General features: G+C 54.1%; 22 protein-coding genes. 10 read left to right on the top strand and 12 right to left on the bottom strand.

Annotated elements, in window-relative coordinates; translation table 11 throughout:
• Positions 1–22: 22 nt before the first annotated feature.
• On the top strand, positions 23–844 hold the full coding sequence (locus LC417_RS12255) for an alpha/beta fold hydrolase (RefSeq protein ID WP_010247190.1): 822 nt from the start codon (positions 23–25) through the stop codon (positions 842–844).
• Positions 845–885: 41 nt separating this feature from the next.
• Here the strand turns inward: LC417_RS12255 and LC417_RS12250 are convergent, their stop codons facing one another.
• From LC417_RS12250 to LC417_RS12230, 5 genes are all read right to left on the bottom strand, one after another.
• Entirely contained in the window at positions 886–1,611 is a 726-nt protein-coding gene (locus LC417_RS12250; RefSeq protein WP_223565902.1) for a pirin family protein, read from the bottom strand.
• Between the two features lie 164 nt (positions 1,612–1,775).
• Positions 1,776–2,756, bottom strand: a complete 981-nt coding sequence (locus tag LC417_RS12245; RefSeq protein ID WP_223565901.1) for a LacI family DNA-binding transcriptional regulator — start codon at positions 2,754–2,756, stop codon at positions 1,776–1,778.
• Positions 2,757–2,811: 55 nt separating this feature from the next.
• Entirely contained in the window at positions 2,812–3,873 is a 1,062-nt protein-coding gene (locus LC417_RS12240; protein WP_223565900.1) for a sugar phosphate isomerase/epimerase, read from the bottom strand.
• Positions 3,874–3,899: 26 nt separating this feature from the next.
• Positions 3,900–5,129 carry an MFS transporter gene (locus tag LC417_RS12235; RefSeq protein WP_122459824.1) on the bottom strand — a complete coding sequence of 410 codons (1,230 nt, stop codon included), beginning with the start codon at positions 5,127–5,129 and terminating at the stop codon, positions 3,900–3,902.
• A 144-nt stretch (positions 5,130–5,273) separates the two neighbouring features.
• Complete coding sequence (locus LC417_RS12230; protein WP_223565899.1) at positions 5,274–6,185, bottom strand: DMT family transporter; 912 nt, start codon at positions 6,183–6,185, stop codon at positions 5,274–5,276.
• 232 nt (positions 6,186–6,417) lie between these two features.
• On the opposite strand from LC417_RS12230, the gene LC417_RS12225 reads away from it, so the two are divergent.
• Positions 6,418–7,434 (top strand): lipoate--protein ligase A, encoded by a 1,017-nt coding sequence (locus LC417_RS12225; RefSeq protein WP_010247208.1) that lies wholly within the window; start codon positions 6,418–6,420, stop codon positions 7,432–7,434.
• Positions 7,435–7,613: 179 nt separating this feature from the next.
• On the opposite strand, the gene cspA is transcribed toward LC417_RS12225, so the two are convergent.
• Both cspA and LC417_RS12215 read right to left on the bottom strand, forming a co-directional pair.
• Positions 7,614–7,826, bottom strand: a complete 213-nt coding sequence (gene cspA / locus LC417_RS12220; protein WP_003855207.1) for an RNA chaperone/antiterminator CspA — start codon at positions 7,824–7,826, stop codon at positions 7,614–7,616.
• A gap of 424 nt (positions 7,827–8,250) precedes the next feature.
• Complete coding sequence (locus tag LC417_RS12215; protein ID WP_033760352.1) at positions 8,251–9,447, bottom strand: MFS transporter; 1,197 nt, start codon at positions 9,445–9,447, stop codon at positions 8,251–8,253.
• Positions 9,448–9,741: 294 nt separating this feature from the next.
• Between LC417_RS12215 and LC417_RS12210 the strand changes: the two genes are divergently transcribed.
• Positions 9,742–10,491, top strand: a complete 750-nt coding sequence (locus tag LC417_RS12210; protein ID WP_052271581.1) for an NAD(P)-dependent oxidoreductase — start codon at positions 9,742–9,744, stop codon at positions 10,489–10,491.
• A gap of 141 nt (positions 10,492–10,632) precedes the next feature.
• On the opposite strand, the gene LC417_RS12205 is transcribed toward LC417_RS12210, so the two are convergent.
• On the bottom strand, positions 10,633–11,526 hold the full coding sequence (locus tag LC417_RS12205; RefSeq protein ID WP_223565898.1) for an ABC transporter six-transmembrane domain-containing protein: 894 nt from the start codon (positions 11,524–11,526) through the stop codon (positions 10,633–10,635).
• 104 nt (positions 11,527–11,630) lie between these two features.
• Between LC417_RS12205 and LC417_RS12200 the strand changes: the two genes are divergently transcribed.
• The 3 genes from LC417_RS12200 (at position 11,631) to LC417_RS12190 (ending at position 15,545) form a co-directional block, all read left to right on the top strand.
• Positions 11,631–12,206: a TetR/AcrR family transcriptional regulator gene (locus LC417_RS12200; protein ID WP_010670320.1), complete on the top strand. Its 576-nt coding sequence runs from the start codon at positions 11,631–11,633 to the stop codon at positions 12,204–12,206.
• A gap of 472 nt (positions 12,207–12,678) precedes the next feature.
• On the top strand, positions 12,679–14,064 hold the full coding sequence (locus LC417_RS12195; protein WP_022624771.1) for a diaminobutyrate--2-oxoglutarate transaminase: 1,386 nt from the start codon (positions 12,679–12,681) through the stop codon (positions 14,062–14,064).
• Positions 14,065–14,078: 14 nt separating this feature from the next.
• Positions 14,079–15,545, top strand: coding sequence for an aspartate aminotransferase family protein (locus LC417_RS12190; RefSeq protein ID WP_033786964.1), 1,467 nt, complete (start codon positions 14,079–14,081; stop codon positions 15,543–15,545).
• A gap of 143 nt (positions 15,546–15,688) precedes the next feature.
• Here LC417_RS12190 and LC417_RS12185 read toward each other — a convergent pair whose 3' ends face one another.
• Complete coding sequence (locus LC417_RS12185) at positions 15,689–16,564, bottom strand: LysR family transcriptional regulator (RefSeq protein ID WP_223565897.1); 876 nt, start codon at positions 16,562–16,564, stop codon at positions 15,689–15,691.
• 169 nt (positions 16,565–16,733) lie between these two features.
• On the opposite strand from LC417_RS12185, the gene LC417_RS12180 reads away from it, so the two are divergent.
• On the top strand, positions 16,734–17,738 hold the full coding sequence (locus tag LC417_RS12180) for a nitronate monooxygenase family protein (protein WP_159226787.1): 1,005 nt from the start codon (positions 16,734–16,736) through the stop codon (positions 17,736–17,738).
• Between the two features lie 801 nt (positions 17,739–18,539).
• Here LC417_RS12180 and LC417_RS12175 read toward each other — a convergent pair.
• The gene (locus LC417_RS12175; protein WP_223565896.1) at positions 18,540–19,853 is read right to left on the bottom strand and encodes an MFS transporter; all 1,314 of its coding nucleotides are present in this window, start codon (positions 19,851–19,853) and stop codon (positions 18,540–18,542) included.
• Positions 19,854–20,060: 207 nt separating this feature from the next.
• On the opposite strand from LC417_RS12175, the gene LC417_RS12170 reads away from it, so the two are divergent.
• Positions 20,061–20,372 carry a VF530 family DNA-binding protein gene (locus LC417_RS12170; protein ID WP_223566039.1) on the top strand — a complete coding sequence of 104 codons (312 nt, stop codon included), beginning with the start codon at positions 20,061–20,063 and terminating at the stop codon, positions 20,370–20,372.
• 74 nt (positions 20,373–20,446) lie between these two features.
• Here the strand turns inward: LC417_RS12170 and mqo are convergent, their stop codons facing one another.
• A complete protein-coding gene (gene mqo / locus LC417_RS12165) occupies positions 20,447–22,096 on the bottom strand; it encodes a malate dehydrogenase (quinone) (protein ID WP_029519609.1) in 1,650 nt (549 codons plus the stop codon).
• A gap of 351 nt (positions 22,097–22,447) precedes the next feature.
• On the opposite strand from mqo, the gene dcuS reads away from it, so the two are divergent.
• Complete coding sequence (gene dcuS / locus LC417_RS12160; RefSeq protein WP_052271588.1) at positions 22,448–24,037, top strand: DcuS/MalK family sensor histidine kinase; 1,590 nt, start codon at positions 22,448–22,450, stop codon at positions 24,035–24,037.
• Positions 24,034–24,753, top strand: a complete 720-nt coding sequence (dcuR, locus tag LC417_RS12155) for a two-component system response regulator DcuR (RefSeq protein ID WP_009093030.1) — start codon at positions 24,034–24,036, stop codon at positions 24,751–24,753. Before dcuS ends, dcuR begins: the two co-directional genes overlap by 4 nt.
• Here dcuR and LC417_RS12150 read toward each other — a convergent pair.
• Positions 24,747–25,709 carry an FAD:protein FMN transferase gene (locus tag LC417_RS12150; protein WP_187491863.1) on the bottom strand — a complete coding sequence of 321 codons (963 nt, stop codon included), beginning with the start codon at positions 25,707–25,709 and terminating at the stop codon, positions 24,747–24,749. The genes dcuR and LC417_RS12150 overlap by 7 nt on opposite strands.
• Positions 25,710–25,735 lie beyond the last annotated feature (26 nt).

Here is a 25,735-nt window from a genome sequence, read left to right as displayed (position 1 = left end):
ACGTCATACAGAGGGCAATACCATGAGCACCTTTAAAACGACCGACGGCACACAGATCTACTTTAAAGACTGGGGCACCGGTAAGCCGGTTCTGTTCAGCCACGGCTGGCCGCTGGATGCCGATATGTGGGACAGCCAGATGAACTTCCTGGCGGAGCACGGTTATCGGGTTATCGCCTTTGACCGTCGTGGATTTGGTCGTTCTGATCAGCCCTGGACCGGTAATAACTACGATACCTTTGCTTCTGACATCAACGATTTAATCACCCATCTCGACCTGCAGAATGTGACGCTGGTGGGTTTCTCAATGGGTGGCGGCGACGTCACACGCTATATCGGCAGCTATGGCAGCGATCGCGTCGCGGCACTGGTGCTGCTGGGTGCCGTCACGCCAATCTTTGGCAAAACGGCAGACTACCCGCAGGGTGTCGATATGTCGGTGTTTGAAGGGATTCGTGATGGCCTGCTTAAGGATCGCGCGCAGTTTATCAAAGAATTCGCTACGCCGTTTTATGGTACCAATGCCGGACAGACCGTTTCTGATGGCGTCATGACGCAGACGCTGAACATCGCGCTGCTCGCTTCGCTGAAGAGCACTGTTGATTGCGTCACCGCTTTTGCTGAGACCGATTTCCGTGCTGACGTAGCGAAAGTGAATGTGCCGACGCTGGTGATTCATGGCAGCAACGACCAGATCGTTCCGTTTGAATCCACCGGCAAAGTGGCGGCGGAGATGATTGAGGGTGCTGAACTCAAGGTTTATGACAATGCGCCGCACGGTTTTGCGGTGACGCATCAGGATCAACTGAATCAGGATCTGCTGGCGTTTCTTAACGCACAGTGATGCAAAAAAAACTGCGCGGTGGAAGCCGCGCAGTTTTCGCCTTAACGGGTTGGATGATTCACTTCGTTGGGACGCAGATCGAATAACAACACCTCCGCTCCTTCACCGTGACTGAACGACAGGGTTTTCTCATTGCGAACCCGCGCACCGTCACCGGCATTAAATTGCAGGCCATTTACCCTGACACTGCCGCGCGCCACATGAATATACGCATAGCGGTCGTCCGGCAGAGTGATTGTCTGCTGCTCATCCCCCTGGAACAGTCCCGCATAGATGCGAATATCCTGGCGCACCCGCAATGCCCCGTTTTCACCTTCCGGCGAAATAATCAGTCGCAGATTACCGCGTTTATTCGCTTCGCTAACGGAGACCTGCTGGTAGCCTGGCGGACTATTTTTCTCTGCCGGCACCACCCAGATTTGCAGAAAGTGAACATCCTCGGTACCCGAGTGGTTGAACTCACTGTGAGTCACACCGCTACCGGCACTCATCAGCTGCACATCCCCGGGAACAATCACAGAGCCGGTGCCCATAGAGTCTTTATGCTCCAGCGCGCCCTCCAGGACATAGGAGATAATCTCCATGTTGCTGTGAGGATGGGCGCCAAAACCGCGACCTTTGGCTACCCGATCATCATTGATCACCAGCAGATCTGAAAAGCCCGCCTGCTTTGGATCCCAGTAATTTGCAAAAGAGAAGGTGTGACGTGAATTCAGCCAGCCGTGATCGCCCACGCCGCGTTGCTCTGACAATCTTTGCTCAATCATATTCTGCCCCTTCGTTGATTCGGGAAGTGCGAATGCCCTTCGATGGAAACAGCATATAAGTAAACCAGGTAGTCACACAATGGCGTGAACTGGCAATGACTGTCGCATTTTAGTAGACAATAAAGACGAGGTTATAGCGGGGCCAGGTTTTGCGGATTAATCCTTCAGCTACTGGCTCGTACCACCAGCTCACCCTGCATGATCACACATTGTGGCGGAGAGTCTGGCCGGATGATTTTTTGCAGCACCAGCTCACAGGCACGACGGCCAATCTCCCGGGAGGGCTGAGCCAGAGTCGTCAGCGGCGGCGATACCATGTCGGCCAGTTCACTGCCGTCAAAACCCACCACGGCAATCTCCTGAGGTATCCGCAGACCCGCCTGCTGTATCGCCGCCATGGCACCCGCTGCCAGCGTATCGGAAACCGCAAACACGGCGTCCGGTCGTGTCTCGCCCGCCAGCAGCTGATTCATCGCGGCTTTTCCGGCGCTGAAGCTTAACTCACTGGCGTAAGCGATGGCCTGCCATGCCAGTTGTTGCTCTTTGAGTTGATGTGCGTAGCCCTGCTGACGCAGGCGGGCATATCGGTAGCGGAGGTCGTGATTGATCAGCGCAATGCGCTGACGTCCCTGTCCGGCCAGATAGTGCACCACTGACTGCGCAGCGACGTCATCATCAATCCCGACGCAGGAGATCTGGCCATTATCATCATGTTCGGCGCACTGAACCCAGGGTGCCCTGCCTATCAGCTGGCTCAGCTCCGGCAGCTTGCTGAATGCATCCATGGTGATAATGCCATCCACCATCTTGCCGGAGAGCAGTTGCAGGCTGGATCGCGAACGGGCAATATCGGCGCCCGAGTTACACAACAGGATGCGATAGCCATTTCTCTCCGCCTGCTCCTCAATGCCTTTGACCACCTCTGCGCAGAATGGGTTAGAGATATCGGAAACCAGTACCAGAATCATCGAGCTGCGCGCCGTACGCAGCTGGCGCGCCAGCAGGTTAGGCTGATAGTTGCTCTCTTCGATTGCCTCAAGGACTTTCTGCCGGTTAGCCGGTTTTACGCTGTCGCTGTTATTCAACACACGGGAAACGGTGGCAACCGAAACACCCGCCATCCGAGCGATTTTCTGAATAGACATAGCGATCCCTCTTTTTTAAAACTCACCCACAGAAAACCTTTGAATCCATGCCGCCTCAGACGTCGCGATCCAGACCCAGCTGATGGCGCACCGAAGGGGCGTTCTCTGATAAAGCAAAATCATCAAAAGCGCGGTCAGCCACCGGGATAATATGCCGGCGGATAAATTCCGCCCCTTCACGCGCCCCGGTCTCGCCATCCTTCAGACAGCACTCCCACTCCAGCACCGCCCAGCCGTCATAGTCGTACTGGGCAAGTTTGCTGAAAATGCGGCTGAAGTCGATCTGGCCATCGCCCGGCGAGCGAAAGCGTCCGGCGCGCGCCAGCCACGGCTGATAACCGCCATACACTCCGCTGCGTCCATTTAACTGGTACTCCGCATCCTTAACGTGAAAAGCTTTGATACGCGGATGATAGAGGTCCATGAACTGCAGATAGTCGATGTGTTGCAGAAGAAGATGGCTGGGATCGAACAGGATATTGCAGCGCGGGTGGTGATTCACTTGCGTCAGAAATCGCTCAAACGTGACACCGTCATGCAGGTCTTCGCCGGGATGAATCTCATAGCAGAGGTCCACACCGTGATGGTCAAAGCTGTCCAGCACCGGCAGCCAGCGGCGCGCCAGCTCAGCAAACGCCTCATTAAACAGCGCTTCATGGTGCGGCGGCCAGGGATAAAACCAGGGCCAGGCGAGCGAGCCGGAAAAAGTGGCATGTGCGCGCAGGCCGAGTTTTTCAGAAGCAGCAGCCGCACGCTTTAGCGTAGCGATGGCCCAGTCGGTGCGCCGGGCGGGATCGCCTCGCAGCGCGGCAGGCGCAAAATTATCAAAAGCGAGATCGTATGCGGGGTTCACGGCAACCAGTTGCCCTTCCAGATGCGTTGAAAGCTCACTGATCTCCAGCCCGAAACCGGCCAGTATTCCCCGCACCTCGTCGCAGTAAGTCTGGCTGACCGCTGCCTGCTTAAGGTTGAAAATAGCGGGCTGGTGGCAGGGGATCTGCAGTGCCCGGTATCCCAGCCCGGCGGCCCACTCCGCAAGCCCCGTCAGCGAGTTGAAAGGCGGCTGGGTGGTAATGAATTGAGACAAGAAGATGCCGGGTCCCTTAACTGTTTTCATCTGTGACTCCTGAGTTCAGTTACCGCTTAATCACGGTATTTGAATGAGAAGAAGAAAATAATCGCAATCACCGCAGCCGCCACGGCAGGGATCCACCAGAATATCGCCCAGCTCTCTGCGCTGGCGTTACCCGCCACCAGCTGATTGTAGAGCGCACCTGAGATTTGCGATCCCAGCAGCATGCCGATGCCGTAGGTGAACATCACCACCATGCTCTGCGCCTGCCCCTTGACCTTTTCACCGGCGATCCGATCGGTGTAGATGAATCCCACCACAAAGAAGAAGTCATAGCAGACGCCATGCAGCAGAATGCCCAGATAAATCAGCGTGCGCGTCTCATCACTCATGCCCAGCGCAAACAGTGCATAGCGGACAAACCACGCTGTCATCCCAATCAGCAGCATGACTTTCACGCCAAGACGGCGGAACAGCAGTGGAATGATCAGCATGAAAACAATTTCAGACATCTGACCCAGTGACATCAGGGTGCTGACTTCCCGGATACCGGCATCCGCCAGCCAGGAGGCGGTAAAAGCGTAGTAGGTGCCGAGCGGAATAGAGATCAGGGTGGCACATACAGCGAAGACCAGGAAATGACGCAGTCGCAGCAGTGCGAAGGCATCGGCGCAGAAGAGATCGCGAACTTTTAACGGCAATCCTTTGGCCGGAGCCGGCGTATGTGGCAGCGTCAGGCTGTAGATCGCCAGCAGTACCGAACAGAGCGCCGCCAGCTGGAACACTGCCACGCTGTCAGCAATGCCCGTTACACCGATAAAGATCCCCGCCACGATCCAGCCGATGGTGCCGAAGACTCTGACGATGGGAAAGCTTTTCTCGCTGCTGGCGAGGCTGTGAAAGGCGATATTATTTGAAAGCGCCAGCGTCGGCATAAAGCAGAGCGTATAGCCAAACAACAGTGCGATCAGCTGCGCCCCATTCTCCGCGATTAGCGCCTGGGGCACGAACCAGAGAATCGCTGCGCCCGCAAGGTTCATCACCGCCATCACTTTCTGCGAGGGAAAAAAGCGATCTACCAGCATGCCGAGCACAAACGGCGAGAGAATTGAGGCGATAGGTCCGGCCGAAAACGCATCCCCAATCAACAACGGCATGTTGTGACGAGTCATTACCAGCCCCAGCGTCACCGACCAGCTGCCCCAGATAAAGAACTGCATAAACATCATCAGAGAGAGGCGCGGCACCAGCAGCTTATGCTGCACCTGCTGGCCTGCTCTCTCCTGCACTGTTGCAATCATGGGAACCTCACGAATAAGTAATCGATTACATTCTGATTGCTCACAACGTAAACGAATGCAGCCCTCGGTTCCTTCGCCGCGATCACAAATTATTAACTCTGCGTTATCACTCTGGAAATAACAAGACGATGCCGGACGGGCCGATCAACGACTGGCATTAACTACCCGCGCTTTACGGAAGCGGTAACGCTCATACAGCACCGAGTAAAGGCCGCCTGCCACCACCAGAATCGCACCCATTACCGTAGTGGAGGTTGGCAGATTGCCGAGCAGCAGATAACCCACCGCCACTGACCAGATTAAGGTGGTGTAGTCGAACGGGGCCAGCAACGACGCTTCAGCATAGCGCAGGCTCAGAGTCATCAGAATCTGAGTAATACCGCCCAGCAGCCCACATCCCACCAGTAACGCCAGCTGATTGCCATGCGGCACTTCCCAGCCGCCTGGCAGCGTGACCAGCGATGTTAAGGCCGTGGTGATAGCGAACCAGAAAGCGATGGCGCCCGGCTTCTCTTTGCCGTTAAGAAAGCGGATCTGCACCAGCGCACAGGCGGTACAGAAGGCCGCCATCAACGCCAGCAGAATACCCGCCGATGCAGAAAGGGAAAATGTTGCCTGGCGTGTCAGTGTGAGATGCCCGGAGAACATCACCAGAATGCCACTGAAACCGGTAAAGACCGCGACCCAGCGATAGTGACGCACTTTTTCGCGCAGAAATAGCGCCGCCAGCAGCACGGTAAACAGCGGCGCGGCATAGTTGATAGCCGTGGCGTCGGTCAGAGAAATGTAGAGCAGCGACAGATAACTGAAATAGAGTCCACCGGTTCCGGCCAGCCCGCGCACAAAATGCCCCCGGATATTGCGGGTGCGAATGCCATCCAGCACGCTGCCCTGCAAGCGCAACCAGATTAACAGCGGCACCAGTGCCAGCAGCGAGCGGAAAAATATTACTTCGCCGACCGGTATCGCCCCATCGAGTTCTTTTACACAGGCCAGCATCAGCGTGCTACTTAATGCAGCGGTGATCTTCATCGCTATGCCAGCGGAAGCGTTCATACGATTTTTGTTCTCTCAAAAGGGAAAATAAGCAGGGGAATCAGCACACTCCTTATCCATATTGTCATAATGTCGTACACCAATCTGCCGCGATTACCCTTCAGACGGCATTTTATCTTTTTTTGCCGCAGCATCACGGCATGAAGAGGCATGTAGTCCCGTTTCCCGGCTGGTACACTCTGCCTTCTGCCCTGCTTTATGGGCCTCTTCTCTTAAGGAACGGGAGTCACCGATGTCCACGCTGCGTTTACTGTTATCTGAATCCAACGATCCCTGGTTTAACCTGGCGGTAGAAGAGTGCATTTTCCGCCAGATGCCGGCCACCCAGCGGGTGCTGTTTTTGTGGCGTAATGCGGAGACGGTGGTGATAGGGCGGGCACAGAATCCGTGGAAAGAGTGCAACACCCGACGCATGGCCGAAGATGGCATCCGGCTGGCGCGTCGCAGCAGCGGCGGTGGCGCGGTATTTCACGATCTCGGCAATTGCTGTTTTACCTTTATGGCCGGCAAGCCAGAGTATGATAAAAGCGTCTCGACTGAGATCATCCTGCGCGCACTGACTTCGCTTGGCGTACCCGCGGAGGCCTCTGGCCGTAACGACTTAGTGGTGAACACCGCTGACGGACTGCGCAAAATATCCGGTTCAGCCTACCGTGAAACGCCGGATCGCGGTTTCCATCACGGCACTATTCTGATGGATGCCGACCTCTCTCGCCTGGCGGATTACCTTAATCCGGATGTGAAGAAATTGCAGGCGAAAGGGATAACCTCAGTGCGCGCCAGAGTGACCAATCTGGCGGAATTAACGCCGGGTATCAGCTATCAGGCGATCTGCTCCGCGGTGACGGACGCATTTTTCAACTATTACGGTGAGCGCTGTGAGCCAGAGAGGATCTCTCCCGACGCCCTGCCCGATCTGCCGGGTTTCAGAGAGCAGTTCGCAAAGCAGAGTAGCTGGGAGTGGAATTTCGGTCAGGCACCCGATTTCTCGCATCTGCTGGACCAGCGTTTTGTCTGGGGTGGTGTGGAGATTCATTTCGATGTAGAACGCGGCGTGATCAGCCGCTGTCAGATTTTCAGCGACAGCCTCAACCCTGCGCCGCTGGAAGCGCTGGCGCAGCGGTTGCAGGGTGTGACCTATCGGCCCGATGCCCTTGAACCGGTGCTGAATCAGCTTATTGCGGATTTTCCGGAGCAACGCGCGGAGCTGACAGAATTGCAGCAATGGCTGGTCGCCAGCGTGCGCTGAACATTTTTTTACTGGCCCGCGCGGATATCTGGCGCGGGCAAAAAACATCGCGTAAGCATCTGGCAAACCATAAACGCAAAAAACCCGCACAAGGCGGGTTTTAATTAATTATCAATATCAGGCTTATCTGCTGAGGCTGTTGCCATCACGCGTTGATAAGCACTATTGATAATTAAGGCTTACATAGGGACAACGTTTGCCGCTGAAGGACCTTTAGCGCCGTTTTCAATAGTGAATTCGACCTGCTGACCTTCGTCCAGAGTTTTATAATCGTTGCTCTGAATTGCAGAGAAATGTACGAATACATCTTTGCTGCCATCCTGAGGAGAGATAAAACCGAAACCTTTACCAGCGTCAAACCATTTTACTAAACCAGTCATTTTATTAGACATCGATAATTCCTTAATTTATGAGCCACTAAGTGGCGAAGATGGCCTGTCTTTCAGAAGGTAACTTACCAGGCTTTTAGGAGGAGACTCATGAATAAGGGTATCTTGTGATATCGCTTGCACTGAGGACTGCTTTACTAAAACTGCTTTGATAAGGTCTGTGTTCCAAACCGATGACGCTATTAAGCCACGCCTCACCGACATTAGCAAACATTATTTTAATTTACTTTTAACATCCAGACGTCCGGAGCGCCCTTGTTGATTTTCCGAGCATTTTGAAATATCAGGGCTGACAGAATGATAATTTTCGCTGAACGGTCAGAGAGTAAATAATAATGCGGTTAATTATTGCTGAAAAATAATACGGCGGCCCTGTACTAATAAAGCGCAGCGATAAACATTATCGCTGCGCCCTGCTTTATAGAACTCAGGCCAGTTGAGTCTGCTGACGGGCAGCATGTCGCGCCGTGAGCACAAAGACCATCAGACCGGCCACGCCCAGCGCAACACCCACCCACGCGGTGGAGATCCAGCCATAGCCCAGCGACACCGTCAGGCCCCCAAGATACGCGCCCATCGCATTGGCAATGTTCAGCGCCGAGTGATTCATCGCAGCCGCCAGGGTTTGCGACTCATTGGCGACATCCATCAGGCGAATCTGCAATGACGGCAGCAGCACTGAGCAGGTGCCGATCAGGAATGTGGCCAGCAGGCCAGTTGCCACATGCTGAACCAGCACCGGGAAGGCCAGCATCACCAGCACGTTCCATAACAGCGTCCAGCCAATAATATTCAGCACCGGGCCATCAGCCAGACGGCCCCCCACCAGATTACCGATGATCATTCCCAGCCCAAACGCCACCATCGCCCAGGGGATCAGCGAGGGGGAGATGCCAGCAATGTTAATCAGTGTCGGCGCGATATAACTGAAGATAGCGAACATCCCGCCAAATCCTACCGCCCCCACCAGCAGGGTCAGCAGCACCTGCGCGTTTTTCAGCGCGCCCAGTTCCCGCAGCGGATGCGCATCCACATCGCCAGGCGTGTAAGGAACATAGCGGCCAATCAGCAGGCAGGTCAGCAGTCCAATTGCGCCCACAAAGGTGAACACCACGTGCCAGCTAAATAACTGCCCTATCCAGGAGCCCAGCGGTACACCAATCAGGGTCGCTACCGTCAGTCCCAGCATCAGTGACGCCAGCGCGCGGCCACGACGTTCAATCGGCACCAGCGAAGCGGCCACCAGCGACGCCACACCAAAGTAGGCGCCATGAGGCAGCCCGGTCAGAAAACGCGCCACGAGCAGGCCGTGATAGCTGTCGGCCATCGCGCTGGCAACATTACCGATACTGAACAGCGCCATCAGGATCAGCAGCAGCGATTTACGTGCCATTCGCGCCGCCAGCACCGCAATAAACGGCGCACCGACCACCACGCCCAGTGCGTAACTGGCGATGGCGTTGCCCGCCTGCGGCTCGGTAATCGCAAGGGAGCGTGAAACATCTGGCAGCAGGCCCATCATGATGAACTCACCGGTACCGATGCCAAAGCCGCCCAGCGCGAGGGCCAGTAATGCCCAGCGGACAAAACCGGCATCGTCGGTTTTATGATTTTTTCTTAACAAAATTGATTCCCAATGGCCAGAACTGAAAAAACTGAAGTGAGGCGGAGAGATAAAGCAGAGCGTGTTCCCGTCCGGTTTAAGCGGGCAGACTATAAAAAGTCAGGCTGCGCTTAGCAACCCATTTATGTGATCTGGCGCACAGTGAAGGCTGCGGTAACATGGGTCTTTATCCGTGCCACTCTGGCGCATAGCGACCTGTTTAAGATCACAATCCGGAAAGCTACGCAGGCCTGAGTCGTGAATCTCTGTTTAACTGACCTCTCAGCGCTTCTTTTGCATAACAGGAATCAGCAGATGACGACCAGAGTTATCCTTCTTACCGGTGCCAGCGGGCGAATCGGGCGCACTTTCTTTGCGGCCAGCCAGAACAACTACCGTTTTATCCTGACCGATTTACGTGAGCCGGATTACACGATACCCGCACCCCATCGTTTTATTGTGGCGGATCTGTCACAACCTGGTGCGGCGGAGAAATTACTGGCTGAAGAGCCTGTCGATACCGTCATCCACCTCGCCGGTATCCCGGATGCGCAGGCCAGTTTCGACGATCTGCTGCCCGCCAATATTCTCTCTACGACCTGGATACTCAAGGCAGCAGCTGAGCACCGCTGTCGTCGTCTGGTCTTTGCCAGCAGTGCGCAGACCATTGAGGGCTACCCGGCGGATGTCCAGATACATCCTGGCATGGCTGTCTCTCCCGCGAATCTGTATGGCGTCACCAAATGTTATGGTGAAGCACTTTGCGCCTTCTATGCCAGCCAGCACGGCTTGAGCTGTGTGGCATTAAGAATCGGGGCGTTTGAACCTGCACTGGATAACAGCCTGCATAATGCACGGGATTACAGCGCATGGCTGAGTCCGGAAGATGCCGTCAGATTGCTGACTGGCGCTGTCGAGGCAGAGAAGATCACCTTCTTTATTGGCTACGGCATTTCCGATAACCGCTTTAAGCGCTTTGATCTGACACAGACGCGAGAAGTGCTGGGCTATACGCCATCTGATAACGCATTCAGAGCATTTGCGCCAGGTGAGCTGGATTATTAGCCCCTCCCCTGAGCCGTGATCGCTTTCGGTCCCGAGTCGGCTCGTTATTCTTCACCTCCGTTGCCGCCGGTCCCTTCGGCGGCTGCTTGAGCCCTCAACTGAGACAACGCCCAAAAGAAGGCAGCGCATGAATCGGCCAAATCAGTGCGTGCCGGTATTTACCCGGCGACCTATGTCTTTCAGCTGGGAATATTTTTCCAGCAGCTGTGGGCCATCATCCAGGCTCATGGCAAACATCCACATATAGGTCATCACCGAATAGATGTGACCCGCATTGGTCCCGCCACGGTTCGACATTACCGCAATGGTGACAGCAAATAGCAGCGCTGCCACGCTACCGATGGCCAGATAACCCCAGGCTTCCCGATCGGAGAGACGGATCCGCAGGCTGGCCAGCACGCCATAATGACGGTCCAGTGACGCAGCGTTAGCGTTGCTGACAAAGCTCACCTCTTTCTCCAGCCGGTTATTCAGACGACCAAACAGCACATCGTTTTTGCGGGTAAATCCCGGCAGGAAACAGGCGAAGAACTGCAGGATCGCCAGACAGCCCGCGCCGGTCCAGAACTCGATAGCCAGCAGCATCACCGCGGCGCCGGTCATAGAGGCCAGCGAGGTAATCAGCACCGGCAGATGTTTCTCAAAAAAGTCGACAAACTCGCGTGACAAGGCCACCCGCGCGGCAATGGTGGAAGCGCTCTGGTTTTCGTTACGCTGTGCCACAATCACCGGCACGGCCAGCCCGGCGTAAATACGGGCAAAGGTGCGGGTATCGACGCTGCGTCGTGCCGCTCCGATGGCCCACATGGTAAACACCATCACCGCATAGAGCACCGCATGCCAGGTCCTGCCGGAGAGAATCGCATTAATAGCGAAGCCCGCCAGCAGCGGATAGAGGAGATACATGACATTTTCAGCCACCACCAGCAGCAGCGTGAGGAACAGCTTGCGGCTATGGCGACGGCCGAGCATTTTTAATGTCAGAATAGCGCTGCGGGGTTTTGCTACCGGCAGGATCGTTTTTGAGGAATGCATAGTTTCTGTTTCTGATATCATGAGTCTTGAGCGGTTGCTCAAGAACGAAAAGCAGTCTATTTGAGCAGTTGCTCAAAGTCAACGTGACACTCATTGAGAGAGAGATGAAAGAGTCAGCTGAAGCACTGAGAACCAAAATCCTGGATGCCGCGATAGTGTTATTTATCGAGAAAGGGATCGAAAAAGTGACCACTCGGGAACTCACTGAGTCGGTGGGCATTTCACGCAGTCATATTTATCACTATTTCAGCAACTGGCAGACGCTCTGCCTGGCAGCGCTTGAACGCTTTATGCACGTGGATTTAGAAAATTTTGCTGACTCCCTGACTCTACTCACACCCCGCCAGAGGTTGCTGACGCTGTTCGAAAGTCATCTGCCGAGCGCACCGGATGCAACCTGGCAACTTTATGCTTCATTCTGGCAGATGGCTGCGCATCACGAAGCCTATGCCGCGCTGGCAGAACAAATGACGGCAGCGTGGCAGGCGCTGGTGGAGGAGATAATTCGTGACGGCGTCACAGATGGAACGCTGCGTTGTGCCGATATACCGCGCACCGCCCGGCAAATCAGTGCGATGCTTAACGGCTATGCCGATTTGCTGACCATCAATCCGTCGGAGAAAAAGGCAAGCGAAGGGATGGCTGACTTAACGCAGTTTATTGATCATCTCCTGTCGTAACGTGGATCTGACGCGTTATAAAGGCTTTAACAACGCCAGATTTTAATTAAATGTTAATAAAAGGTTTATTATTTTAATTAGTCTGCGCTTTTAACCCGCTATAAATGCAGCTTCTTCAGTCAAACTGACTTATGCTTTTTCCATCTGAAAAGGCCCCTTTTTGATAGCGTTTTGCCCCGGAAACAGCTATTTACACAGATTATTATCATTGACTTAGCACGCTCCGCGCCGGGTAAGCTGGTGTTTTTACGCCACTTATTAACAACGGACTAGCGAAGCGGCAATAATGTATACGTTCAAAAACTCACCAAATGATTGATTCCTATAGCAAAGCATCTGTTATCTGCCGATAAAATTAAACGTTGAGTCGGACCTTAAAAACACCTATATTGGCCGCGCTTAAAACACATACCCCAATTTAAATACATTTATTCAACTGCGACGCTACGCCCGTCCCGGTTGTAGGAGAGATATGATGACGGATAAAGTCCGTATTGATAGTTTGAATGCACAGAACTTAAACGCAACCAATGAAACCTATTTAGCCCGTCAGGCTGAATTTGAATCAAACGTTCGAAGTTATCCTCGCAAATTGCCGTTCGCGATTGCGAAAGCACAGGGTGTCTGGATCACAGACGTCGAGAATAATCAGTATCTCGACTGTCTTGCAGGTGCCGGAACGCTGGCATTGGGTCATAACCATCCAGACGTTCTGCAGAGCATTCAAAATGTCATTACCAGCGGCTTGCCGTTACATACTCTTGATTTAACCACGCCGTTAAAAGATGCGTTTTCTGAGTACCTGCTCTCGTTATTACCGGGTCAGGGCAAAGAGTACTGCCTGCAGTTTACCGGCCCGTCGGGCGCGGATGCCGTTGAAGCTGCGCTGAAACTGGCGAAAAAACATACCGGTCGTTCCGGCATCATCAGCTTCTCTGGTGCGTATCACGGCATGACCCACGGCGCGCTGTCTGTTACCGGCAACCTGTCACCGAAAGAAGCCGTCGACGGCTTGATGCCGGAAGTGCAGTTCATGCCTTATCCGCACCTCTACCGCTGCCCGCTGGGCATTGGCGGTGAAGCGGGCGTGAAAGCGCTGACCTACTACTTCGAAAACCTGATCAACGACGTTGAGAGCGGCGTTCGCAAACCGGCAGCCGTCATTCTGGAAGCAGTTCAGGGCGAAGGCGGTGTTAACCCGGCTCCGGCTGAGTGGCTGCAGCGCATCCGTAAAGTGACCAAAGAGCATGGCATTCTGCTGATCATCGACGAAGTGCAGGCGGGCATTGCCCGTACCGGTAAATTCTTCGCCTTTGAGCACGCCGGTATTGAGCCGGACATCATCGTGATGTCAAAAGCGGTCGGCGGCGGTCTGCCACTGGCGGTACTTGGCATTAAGAAAGAGTTCGACGCCTGGTCTCCTGGCCACCACACCGGCACCTTCCGTGGCAACCAGCTCGCAATGGCGACCGGCCTGACTACGCTGAAACTGCTGAAAGATAACAACATCGCTGACAAAGTCGCTGCACAGGGCGAATGGCTGAAAGGCAAACTGGGCGAGCTGCAGCAGCGCTACCCGGTGATCGGCAACGTGCGTGGTCTGGGTCTGATGATCGGCATTGAGCTGGTGAAACCTGACGAAGCCGCTGATCACATGGGCAGCTTCCCGGCAGACGGCGAGCTCTCCGCGCTGGTACAGAAAAAATGTTTTGAGAACGGCCTGATTCTGGAGCGTGGCGGACGTCACGGCAGCGTATTACGTCTGCTGCCGTCCCTGCTGATCACAGATGCAGAACTGGACGTGTTTATGGATAAATTTGAAAACGCCCTGCTCTCAGCTGGCGTGAAACCAGTTTGAGTGGAGTGAATGCAATGTCCCGGTTAAACCCGATTCTGGCGGCCTCAGCACAGAGTACCGAGGCCTACCAGCAGGCGATTGCCCAGAGTAGCGCGGCCGTCGTGAAGTGGCTGGAACAACCTGAGATGTATCAGGGAAAAACCGTCGCAGAGCTGCGCGAGCGCATTAAGCTGGACTTCAATCCTCTGGGCCTGGGCAACCAGGCCGCGATTGAACGCGCCATTGAGTACTTCCTCAAAGACAGCCTGTCGGTTCATCACCCGCAGTGTGTGGCGCATCTGCACTGCCCGAGCCTGGTTATCAGCCAGGCGGCGGAAGTCCTGATTAATGCCACCAACCAGAGTATGGATTCGTGGGACCAGGCACCTTCAGCCACCCTGATTGAGATGAAGCTGATCGAGTGGCTGCGCATCCAGGTCGGTTATCAGTCCGGCGACGCAGGTGTCTTTACCAGCGGCGGCACCCAGAGCAACCTGATGGGTCTGATGCTGGCGCGTGACGCCTGGTTTGCCCGTCAGGGTCATTCTGTTCAGCAGGATGGTTTAACCGGCGATCTGAAGAAGATTAAAGTCTTCTGTTCAGAGAATGCGCACTTCTCGGTTCAGAAGAATATGGCGCTGCTGGGTCTGGGCTATCAATCCGTGACGCAGGTGAAATGCGATCGCTTTGCCCGCATGGATATGGATGACCTGCGCCACAAACTGGCAGCCTCCAAAGCCAACGGTGAAAACATTCTGGCGATTGTTGCCACGGCGGGTACTACCGATGCTGGTGCGATCGATCCCCTGCGCGAAATCGCGGCGCTGGCGGCCGAAGAGAACATCTGGGTGCACGTCGATGCGGCCTGGGGCGGCGCGCTGCTGCTCTCAGAAAAGTATCGTGACTATCTGGATGGCATTGAGCTGGTCGATTCTATTACCCTGGACTTCCACAAGCAGTTCTTCCAGACCATCAGCTGTGGTGCTTTCCTGCTGAAGGAAGCGCGCCACTATGAGCTGATGCGCTACCAGGCGGCCTATCTGAACTCTGAGTTTGATGAAGCGCAGGGTGTGCCGAATCTGGTATCCAAATCCCTTCAGACCACCCGCCGTTTCGATGCACTGAAACTGTGGATGGGCCTGGAAGCGCTGGGTCAGAAACAGTATGCCGAAATCATCGATCACGGTGTGACGCTGGCACAGCAGGTTGCACAGTACGTTGATGAGCAGCCTGCGCTGGAGCTGGTGATGAAACCGCAACTGGCCAGCGTGCTGTTCCGCTATCGTCCGGCGCATCTGGCGCACTTCAGCAGTGCAGATATCGCGCTGCTGAATCAGCGTATCGGTGATGCCCTGCTGGAATCGGGCCGCGCCAACGTTGGCGTGACCGAGTTCGATGGCGTGACCTGCCTGAAGATGACCCTGCTGAATCCGACAGTGACGCTGGAAGATATCAAAGTGTTGCTGACATTGGTGGAAACCACGGCACAGCAGCTGGTGTAAATAGTGGCGTCAGGATCACTATCAGAGGCGCCTCCGGGCGCCTTTTCTTTTTATGTTTTTATCCCTTTCATTCATCGGTGAGGCCACAGCGCCTGTGCGCTGGTTTGCCGGACACCTCCGCCTCTGCCCCTTTTGTGTAGCCCCTAGCCGATCTTGTATTGACTTACCCATTCAGCACAAAAATCCAGATACGCGAGTGTGATGGCTGAAGGATGTTTGTGCCGGACATAGACCAGATGTAAGGGCATCGAGTGAGTCGGATAACTGGGCAGCAGCCGCACCAGCTTCCCGCTCTCCACATCAGGTTTCACTAAAAAATCAAACAACAGCGATACCCCGGCACCGCTCAGTGCATAGTGGCGCAGGCCCTGCGTGTTGTTAGAGGAAAAAAACGGCTCAAACTTTACCTTCTCGTCTCCGGATACCCACTCAAAGGAACCACTGTTAAGCCCTTCCCAGCTGGCTATCGGACACGTCGCCAGCGCCGCCAGCGTCTGCGGATGTCCAAAGCGTTCAGCCAGTTCAGGCGTGGCAACAAACCATGCCTCGACATTCATAACCGGTTTCGCAATTACATCCTCGGTATGCAACTCGCCCAGCCTGAGTGCCACGTCAATGCCATCTTCAAACAGATCCACCACTCTTTCCCCTGAGTGGCAAAACACTTTGATATCAGGATAGCGTTGCTGAAATACATGCAGCAACTCCCACCAGATGGTGAAGTCAGGCGGCACCGATATTCGCAGCTTGCCCGCCAGTTTGTGCGCAGACCTGACCGTTTTGGTGGCCTCTTCCAGCAATTCAAGGCCAGGTCGCGATTGCTCAAAGAACTGTTGTCCTTTATAGGTCGGCCTGACCCCTTTCTTTGATCGCTCCAGCAACTGTACACCCAGTGCCCGCTCCAGCTCGTTCACTTTCCGCACCAGCGTAGAGATGGGGATAGCTGTTCTCTCGCTTGCCGCTGAAAAGCTGCCTGCCTGAACGACTGCAATAAAGAGTTTTGTCGCGTTGAGATCCATTATCTTTCCATATCTGGCAAACATGTACCCAATTCTGACCATTTACTTCTTATTTTCAACTATTAAACTCCCTGTTTTGGCTAAGAGAATAAAAATAAAACGGCCTGTAAAAAAATTCTTATTTTAACGAATAAGTCTGGCTACACCGTATCCGGATAAGGAAAAAGCGATGAAAAACCGTGTGACAGAAATTCTGAATATTCGCTATCCCATTATTCAGGCACCCATGTACTTTCTGACCAATGCAACGTTTGTTGCCGCAGTATCCAACGCAGGCGGATTAGGCATAATTGGCCCCAACGCCGGGCAGGATACATTGCCGGACTCTCGTTTCATGGCGCTGGAGCGCATGCGTGAGCAAATCAGAAAAACCAAACAGCTGACCGATAAACCTTTTGGAGCAACTCTGATCAATGGGCCGGATATGAGTTTCTGGCGACCCACCGCTGAAATGTTTGTTGAAGAGAAGGTGGAGGTCGTTTTAGTTAATGAAGTGCTTGATGCCGAAATATTCGATTTTCTGAAACAACATCGCATCAAAATCCTTTTTCGTGCGCTGACGCCTGACGTAGCGAATTCTCAGCAGGCTGAAAAGCTTGGCGCCGATATCATTGTCGCAACCGGATTTGATGAAGGCGGCACCGTGCCATCACGCATTATCGGAACGTTCAGCATCGTGCCTATGATCGCTGACAGTGTGAAAATTCCGGTGCTGGCGGCAGGCGGCATTGGGGATGTGCGTGGCGTGCGTGCAGCCATGGCGTTAGGTGCAGAAGGCGTCTGGATAGGCAGCCTGTTTTTAACCGCGCAGGAGAACCCGGCGGATGAGAAGGTTAAGCAGCTGATTGTTTCATCGAGCGCAGAAGATTTGCTACTTTTCCGCACCCTGCCCGCTTATTACCGTACATTGCCCACGCCGCTCAGCCCCAGGCTGGCAGAACTTGATGCGCACGGCGCTGACCGTGAAACCCTGTTCACTGCAATGAATGGCTACCACTCTTTATGGCAGGCGATGCGACTGGGCAATTTTGACAAAGGCGTCGTTTCGACAGGCACCGGCATCTCGATGATCAAATCGGTGCGAACCGTTGCAGCCATCGTCGCCGATCTGGCACAGGATTTCATCACTCAGCCGGAGAAACAGAAATCTGACGACACCGTTCTCAGTCTGTAATCTGTTTAAAGTTAGTGATGACTGCCGCCACCCTCGGGATCCGGTTGTCGGATGAGTCCGGACCGGGTCCAGCGTGCTGCCCGCAGTGTTCAACTGTGGGCCGTTATTCAGCTTTTTATCTTCGCAGCCTGCTGCCATACAGATTCAACCCTTTTCAGTCAAACAGACACAAGATAAAATAACAGCTTTTATTCCCTCATTTAGATTTCGTTTATTTTATAATTTGCATGACGCCTTTATTTCAGCAGAGTCTGGAAAACCGCATCGCGATCAATATATAAAGATGTTACTTCAGCCATAATTAATCAACACTCACGTTAAGTCACTGATAAAAGTGAATAACATATTACAGATAAGAATAGTTTAATTTCACAGGAATTAACGCTTATGCTCCTGCGTAAAATAGTTATCATTCTTCTCGGTATGATTATGGCTGCTGTCATCATTATTGCCGACAACCATGCTCATAAAGTTAATTGCCGTGATCAGGTTTTCAGTTTGCCATCATCGCAAAGTGAATGACCTTGTCTGAATCCTTCTCTCCAGCATCCTCTTTGGCTTCAGACCTGTTGGCGGTGTTGATGACGCGAGAAGGTCAGTGACGTTGATCCGGCTGAATCGCTTACGGAATAAAACCCTGTTACATCGGCCTGAACAGAGCGGCACGTTACGCCAGTGATATTACAGCTGCATTTCTGATAAGCAGGCTTGTTTGTTGCCCTTCCCGGCAGACCTGTCAGTAAAAAAGGCTGCATAACACTTATGCAGCCTGAATTTCCCGCTCAGCTTGCTTGCCGACACTTAGCGCGACGGTGGCTCATCCAGTAGCCGCAGATGATCATCTTTGTTCAGGGTCATCAACGCAACAATACTGACCAGCGCAGTCGCCATCACATACCAGGCGGGGATATCGGGATTACCGGTCTGTTTAATCAACCCGGTGATGATCAATCCGGCACAGCCAGAAAACACCGCGTTAGAAAGCGAATAGGCCAGACCCAGTCCGGTATAACGCACCCGCGTCGGGAACATCTCTGCCAGCATTGCAGGCCCCGGTCCGGCCAGCAACCCGACTACTCCGCCCGCGATAAACACCACCAGCGCTTTAAGCAGCAGCCCGGTGCTCTCTGCCTGAAGTATGTTAAGCAGCGGCAGAGAGAGCACCAGCAGCAATACCGCCGCTGTCACCATCACCGCACGGCGGCCAATCCTGTCACTCAGCATGCCGGCCGGGATGATGGTGGCAGCAAAGCCCAGGTTCGATATCACCGCAATCAGCAACGCCTGGTTAAAACCGGTGTGCAGCGATGCCTGCAGGTACGTCGGCATAATCACCAGCCAGGTGTAACCGGCCGCCGACCAGACCATCAGCCGACAGATACCGAGCAGGATCGTTTTCAGCGTATCGCCCAAGCTGGCGTCAACTTTTACAACGGGTTTTGCCTGCTGCTGAATAAACGCCGGGGTCTCCTCCATCTGAACCCGCAGCCAGAGCGCGATGACACCCAGCGGCAGGGCAAGGAAGAACGGGATGCGCCAGCCCCAGCTCAGCATCTGCTCCGGCGACAGCAGCAGTGAGAGCAGCGCTACGATGCCCGCGCCAGCCAGTAATCCCAGCGCCACAGTAAAAGATTGCCACGCCCCATAAAGTCCCCGCTTACCGCGTGGTGCAAACTCGGTCATCAGCGATACCGCCCCGCCATACTCACCCCCCGCGAACAGGCCCTGCAGAATGCGCAGACCGGTCACGATCAGCGGCGCCAGGATGCCCAACTGGGCATAGGTGGGCACCAGGCCGATAGCCGCCGTCGCCAGCGTCATCATGATCAACACAAATATCAGCGTGGGTTTGCGCCCGATACGGTCACCCATCCGGCCGAAAATGATTGCACCGAGTGGACGGAAGAAAAAGGCGATGGCGAATGACGCATAGGTCAGCAGAAGCCCGGTCAGCGCTGACTCCCCATCCAGCCGGAAAAAGTTCTGCGCTATCACGGTGGCTAGAAAGCCATAGACGGCAAACTCATACCATTCAATGAAATTACCTACCGAACCGGCAATCAGAGCACGTTTACGGCTGGCGGAGCTGAGCAGATTATCGACGGGCACAGACATGGCAGGAGATCCTTTTTGAGCATCATCAGTCGCTTATGATTAGCACAATCGCCGCACGCCTGCGCACTCTTCTGCCTGTCACGTTAACTCAGACACATAAATCTGCGCTTAACGCGCCACGGCATGCCCTTTTTCACCTTCACGCCTTGCACAACGGCTTTACGATTGTCAGGATGTGCGGCATTGAATGAATCAGGCGGATAGATGATGAACGCACAAACCTCAAAAGATCCTCTGCATGGCGTAACGCTGGAGATGCAGATAAACAGTTTAGTCGCGCAGTATGGCTGGGCGGAGCTGGGAAAACGGATCAACATTAACTGCTTTAAAAGCGATCCGAGTGTTAAATCAAGCCTGAAGTTTTTGCGGCGCACGCCCTGGGCGCGGGCTGAAGTCGAAGCGCTTTATCTCGCCTCGTTAAAAGAGGAACCGGCCTCCCGCGAAGCAACGTCTGAAGAGGCGGATCAAGCACCCGCAGAAGATCCGTGGGGCAACTGGCGCGGTAACCAGCCGGAGTAACGGGCAGACAACGCGGCAATAAAAAAGCCCGCGCAGGATAACCTGTGCGGGCTTTTTTTTACGTCAGGTCGCTGTTACAGCGCCATGTCGTGCTTCGCTGAAGGCGCTGCCTGCTCAGGCTGTGCTGCTGGCGCCTCGGCTGCTTTGCCATCCATGTTGATAACCGGCGGCGTGGTCAGTTGCAGAGTCGCAGCGGTGTCATTCCATACCTGCTGCAGCATCGGCACGTTGTCATTCAGTTTCTGACCGTAGCCTGGGATCATCTTGTGGATCTTAGCCTGCCATTCCGCTGACTTAAACTCTTCCGGGAACAGTTTCTGCATCACGCTTAACGCGATAGGCGCAGCGGTCGATGCACCAGGAGAAGCACCCAGCAGTGCCGCCACGGTTTTCTGCTGATCGGTCACAATTTCTGTACCCAGTTTCAGCACGCCACCTTTGTCAGCATCTTTCTTGATGATCTGTACGCGCTGACCGGCCTGAATCAGTTTCCAGTCCTCTTTCTTCGCGTCCGGGTAGTACTCTTTCAGCGCTTCGAAGCGATCTTCTTCTGTCAGCATCACCTGGCCAACCAGGTATTTCACCAGGTCGAAGTTATCCATACCCACGTCGGTCATTGGCACGATGTTATGAGTAGTGGTGGTGCTCAGCAGGTCAAACAGTGAACCATTTTTCAGGAACTTGGTTGAGAAGGTCGCGAACGGTCCAAACAGCACGACGCGTTTGCCATCCAGATAACGGGTATCCAGATGCGGAACGGACATCGGTGGTGCACCGGTAGACGCCTGACCGTAGACTTTCGCCAGGTGACGATCGGCAATCGCCTTGTTTTCGGTTACCAGGAATGAACCGCCGACCGGGAAGCCTGCATAGTTTTCCGCTTCCGGGATGCCGGTTTTCTGCAGTAATTTCAGCGCGCCGCCGCCAGCACCAATAAAGACATATTTCGCGTCAACTGCACGCTCGTTGCCGTTTTTGGCATCTTTAATGGTGACGTGCCATGAGTTATCACCGTTACGTTTGAAATCGGTGACTTCAGACGAGGTTTCCAGACGGAAGTTGTCATTCTTCTTCAGGCTGCCGATTAGCTGACGGGTAATTTCACCGTAGTTTACGTCGGTGCCAACTGGCGTCCAGGTTGCGGCCACTTTCTGCTGTGGATCACGACCTTCCATCACCAGCGGTGCCCACTGCTCGATCTGCTTGTGATCGGTAGAGAACTTCATGCCCTGGAACAGCGCGGTTTTCTGTAACGCCGCATAGCGTTTAGTCAGGAAGTCGACGTTGTCGCCCCAGACGAAGCTCATGTGTGGCGTTGAGTTGATGAAAGAGCGCGGATCGTGCATCACGCCCTCTTTGATCTGCGAACTCCAGAACTGTCGTGAAACCATGAAGGCTTCGTTGATTTCCAGCGCTTTCGTCACGTCGATCGAGCCGTCTTTACGCTCAGGCGTATAGTTCAGCTCCATATTGGCAGAGTGACCGGTACCGGCGTTGTTCCAGCCGTTAGAGGATTCCAGTGCCACACCATCCAGCTTCTCAACCATGATCTGTTTCCAGCCAGGCTGCAGCTCTTCCAGCATGGTGCCCATTGAGGCGCTCATGATGCCGCCACCAATTAACAGGACGTCGGTTTTTTCTGGTGAAGTTTCAGCATGCAGTGCTGAAGAAACTAACAAGGCCGCGAGGGAAAGAGTGGGAATAACTTTCTTTGAATTCATCATTTTAATCTACAGCTCAGACGGTACTGGTTAAAAAAAGTCCTTAAAGTTTAAAATAATGTTATTTGTGAGTTAATGTGAAAATAGTTATAAAATTAAAAATAGCAATTTAGCCTTAATTTAATTACAAAAGGCTTACCGAATTGCTCACATATTTTAACCACACATTAAGGGTGTCCTTTGAATTATACAATCCCCTAACACAAATATTGTTCTCCGGCGATTGCCCGCGCGAAGACCGCTAAAACTGTACTGATGCGGTCAGTTAGCGTATGTTTCCGGGCGATCTCCCACCCGTGCTGAACGCCAATGACAAGCCAACCACAGAACCGACATGCCGTGACTAAACGACCCATGAAACTCAGTACCCTGACCACCCTGATGATGACCGCGGTTATCGTCACCGTGCTGCTCGCTGTCCATCTGCTCTATTTTGTGCAGATCGATAACTTTGCTCAGTCGCATCTTAAAGATAAGGCGATGGCAGTGGCACGCACTCTGGCAGACAGCCCTGAAGTGCAGCGTGGGTTACTGTTACCGGACGGCAGCAGCCAGATTCAGCCACTGGCTGAAGCCGCGCGCAAACGCAACGGCCTGCTGTTTGTGGTGGTGACGGATATGCGTGGCATTCGCTTTTCACACCCGAACGCGGCGGTGATTGGCAAACATTTTGTCGGCAACGATATCTATCCGGCCCTCAGCGGGCGGGAAAATGTGGCGGTAAATCACGGCGTGCTGGTAGAGGCACTGCGGGTATTTACCCCGGTCTATAACGCAGAGCATCAGCAGATTGGTGTGGTGGCGATCGGTATTGCGCTGAATGATGTGGCGGCGCAGATTGCCAAAAGCCGCTGGAACATTGTCTGGACTGTCTTATTTGGCGGCCTGGTGGGTCTGCTGGGGATTCTTATTCTGGTCAGGCGCCTGAAGAGCATATTGCTCGGGCTGGAGCCGCACGAAATTTCCAGCCTGTTCGAGCAGCGTCAGGCGATCCTCAATTCTATTAAAGAGGGTGTGATTGCGGTAGATGATGAGTCACGCGTCAGCCTGATTAACCACGCGGCGCAGCAGCTGCTGCATGAGACCACCCGCAAGATGCCATTAAGCGGCGATCTGATTGCTGAAGAGAGCGTAATGCACCGCCATCAGCAGGATGCGCTGCATGCGGGCAAAGCCTGGCACGATCAGGAGCTGACGCTGGGTAATCGCATCCTGATCAGCAATACCGTGCCGGTTCGCAGTCGTGACCGCATTATCGGCGCGGTGACCACCTTCAGGGACAAGACCGAGATCAGCCAGCTGATGCAGCGTCTGGACGGCATGGTAAACTATGTAGACGCGTTACGTGAACGGTCCCATGAGTTCATGAACAAGCTGCATGTCATTCTGGGCCTGCTGCATATGAAAAACTATGCGCAGATGGAAGAGTACATCCTGAAAACCGCCAACGCCTATCAGACGGAGATTGGTTCGCTGCTGCAAAAGATCAAATCGCCCATCATTGCGGGTTTCCTGCTCAGCAAAATCAACCGGGTGACCGATGAAGGCCATCAGCTGATTATCGATGAGGCGAGTTTTCTGCCCGACTGCGGCAGCGAGGAGCAGAGCGCGGTACTGATTACGGTGCTGGGCAATTTAATTGAAAATGCGCTTGAGGCGCTGGACCCTGAAACCGAAGGGGAGATCCACCTCATGCTGCATTATCAGAATGGCTGGTTAGCCTGTGAAGTGAGTGATGACGGACCCGGGATCGGCGGTACGCAGCTCAGCGCCATTTTTGAGCGTGGCGTCTCGTCAAAAGGCGAAGATCGCGGTGTCGGATTGTTTCTGGTGAAGCAGCAGACCGAAAGCCTGGGCGGCAGTGTCAGTGTCGAGTCGGAACCGGGTGTATTCACCCAATTCTTAGTACAACTTCCGTGGGAGAGAGGAATGATTACCCAATGATCAATGTGTTAGTTGTCGATGATGACGCCATGGTAGCCGAGCTGAATCGCTGTTATATCGGGCAGATCCCAGGCTTTACCTGCTGCGGCACCGCCTCAACCTTACAGCAGGCCAAAGAGCGGCTGGCGCAGGCCGAACCTCAGGTTGATCTGATCCTGCTGGATATCTATATGCAGCAGGAGAACGGTCTCGACCTGTTGCCGGAACTGCGCAGCGCAGGACGTCCGGTTGACGTGATTATTATCTCGTCAGCAGCAGATGCCGCCACCATCAAAACCTCACTCAACTACGGTGTGGTGGATTATCTGATCAAGCCTTTCCAGTTTGCCCGCTTTGAAGAGGCGCTGACTGGCTGGCGACAGAAAAAATCGCTGATGGATAATCATCAGTTCTATCAGCAGTCGGACGTTGATCAGTTGTTGCATGGCAATCCGCCGGGGGCCAGCGAGCAGAAGCGACTGCCGAAAGGATTAACACCGCAGACCCTGCGCACCCTGTGTCTGTGGATCGACGCCCACCCGGGTACCGAGTTCTCCACCGACGAACTGGCAACCGAGGTGAATATCTCCCGCGTCTCCTGCCGCAAGTACCTGATCTGGCTGGCGCAGATTAATATCCTGTTCACCAGCATTCATTATGGGGTCACGGGCCGTCCGGTTTATCGCTATCGCCTGCAGCCGGAGTATCACACTTTACTCAAACAATATTGTCAGTGAACCAGCCGGTAATCGGTGTCCAGTAACTGAAAAGAAAAGTGACGTTGTGACGAGCAGATCACCTGCCTGTCACGGGTCACAAATATCGCTTCAATGCCCAGTTGCTCTGCCAGGCAGGCAATGCCCTGTTCAACGCCGAGGCCGTAAAGCAGTGTGGTGTAGATGTCGCCATCCAGTGACCGGTCAGAGATCACAGTGACGCTCAGCAGGTCATTATCCAGCGGATAACCGCTACGCGGGTCGAGGATGTGGTGATAACAGACGCCATCCAGCTCGAAATAACGCTCATAGATACCGGATGTCACCACCGAGCGATTATTCACCCCGATCACCCCGATCAGCTCATCGGCCTCACCAAACGGTTTTTTCAGGCCGATTGCCCAGCCCGCCTCTTCTGGCGGCGCACCCACTGTCTGCACATTTCCGCCCAGATTAATCAGCGCACTGCTGACCTGCTGCTGGCGCAAGAATGCCTGCACAACATCGGCGATATAGCCTTTGGCGATGGCGCCCAGGTCAATCTCCATCCCCGGCCGGGCCAGCATGACACTGCGGCTTGCGTCATCAAGAATAACGTCATGCGGATTCGTCAGCGCCATGCGCGCCTGAAGTTCTGTCTCTGATGGAACACGGTGGCCCTGAAAGCCGATTTTCCAGCACTTCACCAGCGGGCCGATAGCCAGATTAAACAGGCTGTCGGGCAGCAGGCTCACCGCATGCGCGCAGGCGATCAGGTCAAACACCGGCTGACTGACGACCACCGGATGCTGCCCTGCCGCGTGATTAATCGCCATCACTTCCGACGCCGCGCGGTTAACCGTGAAGAGATTCTCCTGCTGTTTAATCAGGCGGAAGACCTGTCCGGCCAGGGTCTGATTATCGTCGAAGAGTTTGAGCAGGATGGGTGAACCCATTAAGACAGCGGAGTAAGCATAGACACGCGCATCAGTTAACATAGGCGACTCTGCTTTAAAAAGAAAAG

Source organism: Pantoea sp. OVA07A (genome assembly GCF_019969975.1).
Taxonomy (GTDB): Bacteria; Pseudomonadota; Gammaproteobacteria; order Enterobacterales; family Enterobacteriaceae; genus Pantoea; species Pantoea agglomerans.
Note: the sequence above shows the minus strand (reverse complement) of the source record. Positions and strands in the feature narration are given on the sequence as shown.

Coding starts and splice junctions, on each gene's coding strand:
- dcuS (WP_052271588.1), top strand. CDS start 22,448: ATGAAACTCAGTACCCTGACCACCCTGATGATGACCGCGGTTATCGTC.
- LC417_RS12200 (WP_010670320.1), top strand. CDS start 11,631: ATGAAAGAGTCAGCTGAAGCACTGAGAACCAAAATCCTGGATGCCGCG.
- LC417_RS12205 (WP_223565898.1), bottom strand. CDS start 11,526: ATGCATTCCTCAAAAACGATCCTGCCGGTAGCAAAACCCCGCAGCGCT.
- LC417_RS12225 (WP_010247208.1), top strand. CDS start 6,418: ATGTCCACGCTGCGTTTACTGTTATCTGAATCCAACGATCCCTGGTTT.
- LC417_RS12170 (WP_223566039.1), top strand. CDS start 20,061: ATGAACGCACAAACCTCAAAAGATCCTCTGCATGGCGTAACGCTGGAG.
- LC417_RS12255 (WP_010247190.1), top strand. CDS start 23: ATGAGCACCTTTAAAACGACCGACGGCACACAGATCTACTTTAAAGAC.
- LC417_RS12185 (WP_223565897.1), bottom strand. CDS start 16,564: ATGGATCTCAACGCGACAAAACTCTTTATTGCAGTCGTTCAGGCAGGC.
- LC417_RS12190 (WP_033786964.1), top strand. CDS start 14,079: ATGTCCCGGTTAAACCCGATTCTGGCGGCCTCAGCACAGAGTACCGAG.
- LC417_RS12250 (WP_223565902.1), bottom strand. CDS start 1,611: ATGATTGAGCAAAGATTGTCAGAGCAACGCGGCGTGGGCGATCACGGC.
- dcuR (WP_009093030.1), top strand. CDS start 24,034: ATGATCAATGTGTTAGTTGTCGATGATGACGCCATGGTAGCCGAGCTG.
- LC417_RS12235 (WP_122459824.1), bottom strand. CDS start 5,129: ATGATTGCAACAGTGCAGGAGAGAGCAGGCCAGCAGGTGCAGCATAAG.
- LC417_RS12150 (WP_187491863.1), bottom strand. CDS start 25,709: ATGTTAACTGATGCGCGTGTCTATGCTTACTCCGCTGTCTTAATGGGT.
- LC417_RS12180 (WP_159226787.1), top strand. CDS start 16,734: ATGAAAAACCGTGTGACAGAAATTCTGAATATTCGCTATCCCATTATT.
- cspA (WP_003855207.1), bottom strand. CDS start 7,826: ATGTCTAATAAAATGACTGGTTTAGTAAAATGGTTTGACGCTGGTAAA.
- LC417_RS12175 (WP_223565896.1), bottom strand. CDS start 19,853: ATGTCTGTGCCCGTCGATAATCTGCTCAGCTCCGCCAGCCGTAAACGT.
- LC417_RS12230 (WP_223565899.1), bottom strand. CDS start 6,185: ATGAACGCTTCCGCTGGCATAGCGATGAAGATCACCGCTGCATTAAGT.
- LC417_RS12195 (WP_022624771.1), top strand. CDS start 12,679: ATGATGACGGATAAAGTCCGTATTGATAGTTTGAATGCACAGAACTTA.
- mqo (WP_029519609.1), bottom strand. CDS start 22,096: ATGATGAATTCAAAGAAAGTTATTCCCACTCTTTCCCTCGCGGCCTTG.
- LC417_RS12245 (WP_223565901.1), bottom strand. CDS start 2,756: ATGTCTATTCAGAAAATCGCTCGGATGGCGGGTGTTTCGGTTGCCACC.
- LC417_RS12240 (WP_223565900.1), bottom strand. CDS start 3,873: ATGAAAACAGTTAAGGGACCCGGCATCTTCTTGTCTCAATTCATTACC.
- LC417_RS12210 (WP_052271581.1), top strand. CDS start 9,742: ATGACGACCAGAGTTATCCTTCTTACCGGTGCCAGCGGGCGAATCGGG.